General features: G+C 59.6%; 10 protein-coding genes and 1 pseudogene. 7 read left to right on the top strand and 4 right to left on the bottom strand.

The window, feature by feature from the left end; genetic code table 11:
• Positions 1 to 37 precede the first annotated feature (37 nt).
• Positions 38 to 2,122, top strand: a complete 2,085-nt coding sequence (locus ATC00_RS17220; RefSeq protein WP_064253706.1) for a sialate O-acetylesterase — start codon at positions 38 to 40, stop codon at positions 2,120 to 2,122.
• A 66-nt stretch (positions 2,123 to 2,188) separates the two neighbouring features.
• Entirely contained in the window at positions 2,189 to 2,959 is a 771-nt protein-coding gene (locus ATC00_RS17225) for a hypothetical protein (RefSeq protein ID WP_153045232.1), read from the top strand.
• Here ATC00_RS17225 and ATC00_RS17230 read toward each other — a convergent pair whose 3' ends face one another.
• From ATC00_RS17230 to ATC00_RS17245, 3 genes are all read right to left on the bottom strand, one after another.
• Positions 2,960 to 3,277, bottom strand: a complete 318-nt coding sequence (locus tag ATC00_RS17230; RefSeq protein ID WP_064253708.1) for a hypothetical protein — start codon at positions 3,275 to 3,277, stop codon at positions 2,960 to 2,962.
• A gap of 503 nt (positions 3,278 to 3,780) precedes the next feature.
• Positions 3,781 to 4,386 carry a hypothetical protein gene (locus tag ATC00_RS17240; protein WP_064253710.1) on the bottom strand — a complete coding sequence of 202 codons (606 nt, stop codon included), beginning with the start codon at positions 4,384 to 4,386 and terminating at the stop codon, positions 3,781 to 3,783.
• A 129-nt stretch (positions 4,387 to 4,515) separates the two neighbouring features.
• On the bottom strand, positions 4,516 to 4,842 hold the full coding sequence (locus ATC00_RS17245; protein ID WP_064253711.1) for a hypothetical protein: 327 nt from the start codon (positions 4,840 to 4,842) through the stop codon (positions 4,516 to 4,518).
• 224 nt (positions 4,843 to 5,066) lie between these two features.
• On the opposite strand from ATC00_RS17245, the gene ATC00_RS17250 reads away from it, so the two are divergent.
• The 5 genes from ATC00_RS17250 (at position 5,067) to ATC00_RS17270 (ending at position 7,606) form a co-directional block, all read left to right on the top strand.
• Positions 5,067 to 5,765, top strand: a complete 699-nt coding sequence (locus ATC00_RS17250; RefSeq protein WP_064253712.1) for a peptidoglycan recognition protein family protein — start codon at positions 5,067 to 5,069, stop codon at positions 5,763 to 5,765.
• 25 nt (positions 5,766 to 5,790) lie between these two features.
• Positions 5,791 to 6,114 (top strand): cell wall anchor protein, encoded by a 324-nt coding sequence (locus tag ATC00_RS17255; RefSeq protein ID WP_412458394.1) that lies wholly within the window; start codon positions 5,791 to 5,793, stop codon positions 6,112 to 6,114.
• Positions 6,115 to 6,119: 5 nt separating this feature from the next.
• Positions 6,120 to 6,473, top strand: coding sequence for a hypothetical protein (locus ATC00_RS17260; protein ID WP_064253713.1), 354 nt, complete (start codon positions 6,120 to 6,122; stop codon positions 6,471 to 6,473).
• Between the two features lie 88 nt (positions 6,474 to 6,561).
• Positions 6,562 to 7,203, top strand: a complete 642-nt coding sequence (locus ATC00_RS17265; RefSeq protein ID WP_234782338.1) for a hypothetical protein — start codon at positions 6,562 to 6,564, stop codon at positions 7,201 to 7,203.
• Positions 7,204 to 7,405: 202 nt separating this feature from the next.
• Positions 7,406 to 7,606, top strand: coding sequence for a DUF3606 domain-containing protein (locus ATC00_RS17270; RefSeq protein WP_064253715.1), 201 nt, complete (start codon positions 7,406 to 7,408; stop codon positions 7,604 to 7,606).
• A gap of 317 nt (positions 7,607 to 7,923) precedes the next feature.
• Here the strand turns inward: ATC00_RS17270 and ATC00_RS17275 are convergent.
• A pseudogene (locus ATC00_RS17275) lies at positions 7,924 to 8,509 on the bottom strand (calcium-binding protein); the annotation flags it as partial.

Consider the following 8,509-nt stretch of genomic DNA (forward strand, 5'->3'; position numbering starts at 1 on the left):
CCCTGGCGAAGCCAGAGCTATTCTCATGGGGAATTTGATGGGAAACGAAATCCAGTCGGCCTTCGACAGCGTGTACGCTGATGGCCCTGCAAGCGATCCGATCGAGCCGAAGAAGTCTGATATCCGGTCGGTAGTTGGCGGCACTCTGCAGACGCAGTTCGATAACGCCTACACCCTCGTAGCAAGCGGCACACAATGGAAGATTCCGGTCGTTGCGGCTTCGACCGGGAACGTCAATATCGCGACAGCTCTTGAAAATGGTGACACGCTCGACGGTGTGACCTTGGCAACGGGCGATCGGGTGCTCCTTAAAAATCAAGCCACGCTCAGCGAAAACGGTATCTATGATGTGCAGGCCTCGGGTGCTGCAGTTCGAAGCGCCGACGCGAACGATGGAACGGAAATCCTCGGCGCAGCGGTCTTCATCCGCAACGGGACCGCGAACGGCGGCAAGCAATACGTCTGTGCTGCAGAAGCGCCGATCACGATCGGAAGCACGGCGCTGCCATTCCGAGAGATCTCCGACCAGTCGGCGCTGAACGCGTCGATTGCCGAGAAGGCCGACCAGACCGAAGTCGACGAGATCAACAAGAAGCCGCTGCCATCGGCCATCTTCAGCGAACAGTATGCGGCAATTCTCGCAACTGACGACAATGACCAAGTGCATGTGGCAATTCGCCAGGACGGATCGATCCATCCTCTGGAAGCACCTGGCTATAAGCGCTTTATCACCTATGTCACGGGCACTTCGCCGAATCGCAAGGTGATGGTCGAGCGCGATGATGGCCTCGTCTTCGAGGTCGCCGGCGGCTTCGAAGGCGATGCCTATAATCCGGCGATGGCCGGCTCGAAATGCCGCTACTATGTCAACCGCGGCGGGCGCGTGTACCTTGAATATCAGGAGATGGAGCCGACGGCGGGGCTGGATCCCGACGTGACGACGATCGCTCACATCGTCACCTATGGTCAGTCGCTTGCCGTCGGTGCCTATTCCGGGGCGCTGCTCAACCCGACGCCGACATTCGCCGCACGGTCGCTGATGTTCAAATCCGGCATTCGCACCCTCGACCTCGACCACTCGCCGGTCTACCGCGACCGGCGGCAGGACGTGGCACTGCTCGATCACCTGACCGATGCCTTCGAGAAGACGGCCGGGAACTATGGCGAGACCGGCTGGGCGCGGCTCGCCGCGGCGGTGCTTGCCGGGACAAACGCGCTCTCGGCCGCGCATGCGGCGCTGGTGACGGCGCATGGCATCGGCGCCAGCTCCTACGCCTCGCTGAAGAAGGGAACGGTGCCCTATACCAACCTGCTCGTCGGGGTGCGGCGGGCCTATAATGCCGCTCGTCTGCTCGGCATGGCCTATCGCCTGCCGGCGGTCATCTTCGTGCAGGGCGAGGGGAATGCGGCGGCGACCACGGCCGCAGAGTATCAGGACAACCTCGAGGAGCTGCAGGCCGATCTCGATGCCGACATCAAGGCAATCACCGGCCAGACCGAAGACGTGAAGCTGATCATCGACCAACTTTCGAGCTGGACCCGCTCCGGTGTCGCGACCTCGGGCGTGCCGATCGGCCAGCTGGAGGCGGCGAAGGCGAACCCGACGAAGATCTTCCTCGTCGGCCCGAAATACGCGCTCGCCTATGCCAGCGACGGCATGCACATGGTCGCGAACGGCTATGCCCGCCATGCGGAGGAAGTGGCGCGCGCCTGGCGTGCGATACAGGCGGCGGCCGGCTATTCGCCGCTGCGGGTAAGTTCGGCTGTGCGCGCCGGCGCGACGATTACAGTCGCGACGACAGGCGGAACCGGCAACCTCGTGATCGACACGACGCAGGTGCCGGCGAAAGCGAATTCCGGCCTCGAGCTGTTCCAGACCGGCGGAACACCCGTGACCATCTCCACTGTCGCCGTCTCCGGCACGAACATCATTGTCACGCTGTCTGGCGACCCTGGCGCCGCGACGCTGCAGCTCGGCTTCGGCTACACCGGCACGATCAATGCCAATGCCGGCACGGCAAACGCGCCGCTCACCAACATCCGCGACAGTTCCGCCGATGCTTCTCTGTATGGCGGTGCGCTCCAGAAGTGGCTCTGCCACGACCTCGTAAACGTTGCATAAGGGAAACCATTCATGTCCTTTCTGATCCGAGAGCCGGGCCTGCTCAGGCCGGACGCGCAGGCGCCTTTGTTTGCTGCCGATCCCGACGACGAAAATCTGGTCGCGCTCGAGCTCAAGAAGAACGGCCTTGTTGGCTACATCGACGCTTTCAGCTTCGACGCCGTCGATCCGATGTGGATGCAGGAGAAGGCATTCGGCCGCCAGGTGGTCGCTTCGGCGACTCGCACGCCATCGCGGATCGCCTCCGATCCTGCGTTCAATGGCCGGCCGAGCTTCGACTTCGCGACGATCGCGCATGCGCTGCGCTCTGACATGCGGGTGCGGCGGCTCTTCACGACTCAGGATTTCACCTTCATCACCGTGATGACGCGGCCGACGGCGCCGACAGCCACCAATCAGGTGCTGATCAGTGGCGGCATCTATAACGACGGCACCACGGTGCGGGCGACGCGCATGTTCGGCGTGCTGAACGACGGCCGTCTGTTCTTCTCAAACACCGGCCGTGGTGCTGGCAACTTCAACAATGTCGCCGTCGCAAGCTTGCCATCTGGCAGCACGGCGGCGATCTATGCCCTGACCTATCGCGACGCGGTGAAGGCATCACAGTGGCGCATCAACAATGGGGCGCTCGGGGTGTACTCGCTCACGCACACTGACAACGTTCAGGCGCTCGCCAACGACGAGACGTGGATCGGCCACTACAGCGGCACTTCCTACGAAGGCTGGACAGCGAAGGCGAGCCAGATATTCATCTTCGATCAGGCGCTCAGCTTCACGAACGTGCAGCTGCTGACAGACCTGCTGGCAGCCCTGCGGACGAATTACGCAATCGCGTGATCAAAGAGATAGCGGGGTGATCTTATTGTAGACGGACCAATCCGGTTGGATTCTTTCCCGTTGAATGAAGACTTCTCGGATATATGCCTTCCGGCTGTCCCTATCGATTGGGCGGCCGTTGGACTCGCACCAGTAAACCAAACTCTCCGGCTTAACCTCTACTCCTTCATGGAAGATCCAGTCACCGCGCGTGGCCCTGCCCATGAGCTTCTCCATCTGGAGCTTCCAACTGATGAAACGTTCGGGGAGGGGGTCGCTGCTAATCTTCAGAAGCTCTGGATAATCCTGCTTGGAAATCTCGAATCCGACGAAGATCATCCTTGCATCTCTAAATGGCATTTGTCGGCCCTCTACTGCTCATGCGGACATTCAAGGCTTCTACAGGTTGGCCTGAATCTCGACAAGTGGTAGACGGGCACTGTGGTGGAGGCCAGGAACGGATGAGTTTAGAGAGGATCTTGAGATTAGTCGAAGGGGCGACTGGCTCGGATCGTCGCCTCGATGTCATTCTAGGCCGACTGATCGGCTACAAAATGGTGGAAGGCGGATCAACTGATGCGGATCCTTTAGAAGCGCACTGGGTAAGAGAGGACGGGAAGCCCGTGAAGATGCCCAGGTTCTCTGAGTCCGTTGACGCCGCCTGGCGATTCTCTTCGTCCCTGTGCCCCGGGGCAGAAATTTTGGCGGTGACGTTCGGTCAGGATATGCCAAAGGCCCAGGTCAATTCATCAAAGGCTGAAGGGTTGGCGGAGCCAGCGTTGGCGCTTTGCGCTGCTGCTATTCGGGCGAGGCTGGAGGGGGATAGGAGACCGCCCATTTGATTACTCCGATCGAGGCTTTCGCCTACTGAAGTTGCGCTCCTCAATCTCCTCTGGAGTAAGATTGTTGTCCTTCATAATTTGGCTGATCTGTGCGCCAAAGAAGCTCCTGATTAGCACGTTCAATGCACGCGCCTCTCTTGCGAGCATACGAACATTGTCCAGCGTGTAAACAATATCAGGGGAGTGATACCAAGGGAGGGCCGTCTTTACCTCTTTTGGAACTGCTCGTGGGGAACAGCAGACCGTGGGGGGGTTAATGACCGGGTTCAAGAATTCAGTGCGGTGGGCAATGTCATTGCGGGCGTCGTAGATTCTATTGAGGCCTTCCTCAATGGATTTGATTTTGTCTTCAGAACCTGTGACCGCCGTTGCAGCTATCTTCTTGAAACGATCTCTATCTCGCTTGAATTTCGCATCATCGGAAAGTGAGTCCTCGTCGGGAACATCCTGTAAAGCTGTCCCGTAACGCTCATTGTACAGTCTATTTGTTTGGGCCATCGTTTTATTCATCCGGTGCAGCGTTCCTTCCACTTGGGCCCACTCAACGATGAAGTCACCGATTGCTTCATTTAGAGCGGCCCGGTTCTTTCCAATCGGATCGTCCATGTACCTACTCCGAGAATCAGCAACGTTGCGCAATTCAAGAGTGCGGAGCGCTTGAGCGCAATAGCCCCGCTCCGGCGGGTTTTTTTGCCCATAGGGCAGACACTTCAATACCCGAAGGGAAGGGGTGTCCTAGCGCCACCGGTCGCTCTTCTGCCCTTCCAGCATCGCAACTGCATCGGCCTGAATGTCGCGGCAGAGCTGTTCATACTCGGCCAACAATTCCTCTCGGCAGGGAACTTCCTTGCGGAGATCATCGGCGGTCAACGCGGCGATCTCATAGACCCTGCACAGGCTTTGAAAGGCAGTGCTGTGGGTACTTATCACCTGCTCGCGATGATGAGGGAGGGCGAGCCTGAGGCGTGCTCTACCGGCCTTAGCCAACGCTATCCCAGAGTCCATTTGCGCGCTCAGCAGATCGGATTCGTCCGGACGCTCGCCCGCTTCATTGTCGTTCATGGGTGCTTCCTATTCACGAGCATTCGTCGTGCCGGCATTCGATACCGCTCATTTACCCCTACCACAAGGGCGAGGCCCACCAGGGGCTGCGGCCGGTGACGGGCCTCTGGGCCGCATGAGGTGGAAGGCGACCGTAGTCAAGTCTAAGCCCGGCCAGCGCCGATCACCATACCCCGTGCGGCTTAGCCCGCTGATCAGTTTTCTTCCAAAACACAAGGTGGCCCATGAACACGATCGTGCAGTCCCTGCAGCGGCGCTTGCTCGCGCTTGGTTTCCCTCTCCCGAAGTTCGGACCAGACGGCGATCCGGGGCCAGAGACGATCGCAGCGATGACTGCGCTGGACGAGATCGAAGCGCTGCGAGGTGACAGACCGCCTTCGATGCCGCAACCGCCGCCGGCCTCCTCCATCGTCCCGGCCGACTGGATGCCTCGGGCGAAGATGGATCGGATCATCTGCCACTGGACGGCCGGGGCGCACAAGGCCAGCGAGTTCGACCGGAGCCATTACCACATCCTGATCGAGGCAGATGGCAAGCTGGTTCGGGGCATACCTTCGATCAAGCTCAACGAGGCGCCGGCGAAGAAGGGGTATGCTGCCCATACCCTTAACTGCAATTCAGGCTCGATCGGCGTCTCTCTCTGCTGCATGGGCGGCTCGACAGAATCACCTTTCGACCCCGGTATCTATCCGATGACGGGCCAGCAGTTCGATGCCTTGACATCCGTCGTCGCCGATCTGTGCCGGCACTACTCCATTCCGATCAAGGACACGACTGTCCTCTCTCATGCCGAAGTCCAGAACAACCTGGGCATTCAGCAGCGCGGGAAATGGGATTTCACGCGGCTCGCGTTCGATCCGTCCGTGAAAGGCGCAAAGGCTTGCGGCGACAAGCTGCGCGCCGAAGCAAAAGCCAAGCTTTAAACCTCCAACATCAAAAGGAAATCACATGCTGAAGTCTCTGCTCCTCGTAGCAGCGGCGGCCTTTGCGCTGTCCGCTTGCCAGACTACCTCGTCCATCGACACCGCCATCCAAAAGAACCTGCCGCAGATCTGCTCGGCTGCGGCGACAGCTCACTCGGCGTTCGTGATTGTCGCCAGCACCGGCGGCATCAAGCAGCGCACCGTCGCGCGAGAGGCGGCTGCCTATGCGGCTCTCGAAACGATCTGCAAGGATCCGGGCTCCGTCACTGCGGCAACCGCGCTCGTGAAGGCCGCCGAGGCTTATGCGGCAATCACGCTCGCGCTCCGCGAAGCCAAGGCAGCGGAGTGACGACGATGGACGCGAGACAGAAACTCGAGAACAAGATCATCGGTGCGGTTGTAAGCGCCGTTGCCAACCCTGCGGTGCCAGCGCAGCCTGGCGCTGTGTCTCCCATCGCCGAGGCCGTTACAAAGAAGATCGCACCGGAGATCATTGCGGCGACGAATAATGAGCCTTGGTGGCAGAGCCGGGTAACGCTCGGCGCCATTCTCGCGGCGGCCGCCGGCGTGCTCGGCCTGTTCGGTTACGCATTCCCGGCAGAGGTTCAGGGGAAGATGATTGAGCTCATCATCGCTCTGGGCCCGGTGATTGGCGCCGGCATCGCTCTCTACGGGCGCTGGGCGGCAAGAAAGCCGATCGGCGAATGACATCATACGGCCGCCGCATCCCCGCGGCGGCCGATTTCCTTGGATCGCATAAGCATGGGGCATCGGGGACATAATGGCGGATGATGACATGAACGGAAACGGAAGCGACGCTCAGAGGCACTATCAGGATGCGATGACCGCCCAGCTGGGCGAGCGCGTCACGAATCTCGGCCGCCGACAGACGGATCTCGAAACGGAGATGCGATCCGGGTTCCGGCAGATGGAAACGGCAGTTGCCTCTCTCGCCAATGAAATGCGGACGTCGGTCGCCGCGCTCTCAACAAATCTGGCGGAGCGGAACAAGCCCCATTGGCAGGCGCTCGGCGTCGCCCTGACCTTCTGCACCATCTTGGGTGCTTTGGCCTATTGGCCGATCAATGCCGCGACGAGCGACCTGAAGGCCTCCGTCGCCAGCCTGGCGGCAAACATGGTGACGCAGAAGGAAATGGAATGGCGATCGGCGCGCGGGGCAGAGGACAGGATGCGGCAGGAGGCGGCACTGAACGACCTTAGGGATGCCCAGGTACCGCGTCAGGAGCTCGATCGCGTCTGGACGAGCTATGATCAGCGCTTTGCCGATCATCAACGGCAGATCGACGAGGTGAAGCAGGCGCAGGGTAGCGTCTACAGCCAGCGCGACATCATCCTCGACCTGAAGGAAAACCAGCAGCGGCTGGAGCGGGAGATCGCCAGGCTGATGGCTGCAAGCGGAGGTGCGGTGGAGCGGTGATTGCTGCGAGTTAAAATTCTTCACCTGTTGACAGGCGCCGGACAGCGGGAGCTCTGTACCCTCGCGCTTTGATGACTTGCTGCGTAGACTGATTTGCGAAACGGGGCCTGGCGAAAGCGAGGCCCCTTTTTCTGTCCTGCAAATACCACCTTGCCGGGTAAAAATTCGTGCCTACCTTCTCTTGGGATGAGAGGAGGGAAGAATGCCGGACGATCTCAGAAAGAAGGGGCGCGACAGTGAGTTTGTCTCAACCCAAGAGCATGAGATTGCCTACCTCATGAGGGCCGCGAATAAGACCAGGGAAGAGGTGCTCAAGGCGATCCGCGAAATTGGTCCCGACCGCCAGATGGTGATGGAGTATCTCTCCAAACGGCCGCTTATGACTCGCCCAAGCGGCAAATGAGAGATAAACTATCCATGCTTTCCTTCCAAATAGTTGGTGCTCAACGCCCGCCGAACAAGCGGGCGTCTTCTTAGCGCGTTGCGTTTCACCAGCGTTGCACGCGCGTTTCATGGCTCGTCGAAGTCATTCTTCCGGTCCCATAGAAGTAACGAGCCAGCGATTGGGCACGCTGGATGCTTCGTTTCGCACCTCTGGAGCTACCGAATGCAAGCGTGAAGAGCGCAGCTCTTGGGCTGCGCCCCATTCTTTGCGTGTCATACGACAAAGAAGTCGGCTGCGGTGATTCCGAGGTTTGTGCCGATTGTCGCGAAATGCANTTTTCCGGTATCGCTCTCATAGATGATCCGGTCATTGGAGTCGGCTGCAAGCCCGGTTGTGTTGTTGACGAACTGCGCTGCGGTCAATGTTCCTGTGCCCACAATCGCGGTGAAGACAGAGTTCTCCAGCCTGACGGTGTCATTGGCGACATTGAAGTCGGTGATGGTGTCGACATTGCTGGTCGCGGAGAGCGTCGAGTTGAAGAAGAAGCTGTCGTTTCCGAGGCCACCCGTCAGCTTATCCTTCCCGGACGAACCGTTCAGAATGTTGTTGCCGCTGTTGCCGATCAGCGTATTTGCAAGGCCGTTGCCCGTTGCGTTCGTGTTGCCGCTTCCGAGCAGTGTCAGGTTCTCGACGGCTCCTACGACGTTGGCTCCGGTGACGAGGCTGAAAGAGATCATCGACCTGACCGTGTCGATGCCGCTACCGCCCTCGGCGACTTCATTGACCACATCGCCGCTTTCATTGACGACATAGGTGTCATTCCCGCTGCCGCCGATCATTGTGTCAGCGCCGAGGCCGCCATCGATATAATCATTACCGGCCATGGCCCGGAAAGAGTTATTCCCTGCGTTTCCGGTCAGC

It is taken from the genome of Sinorhizobium americanum (assembly GCF_001651855.1).
Lineage (GTDB): Bacteria > Pseudomonadota > Alphaproteobacteria > Rhizobiales > Rhizobiaceae > Sinorhizobium > Sinorhizobium americanum.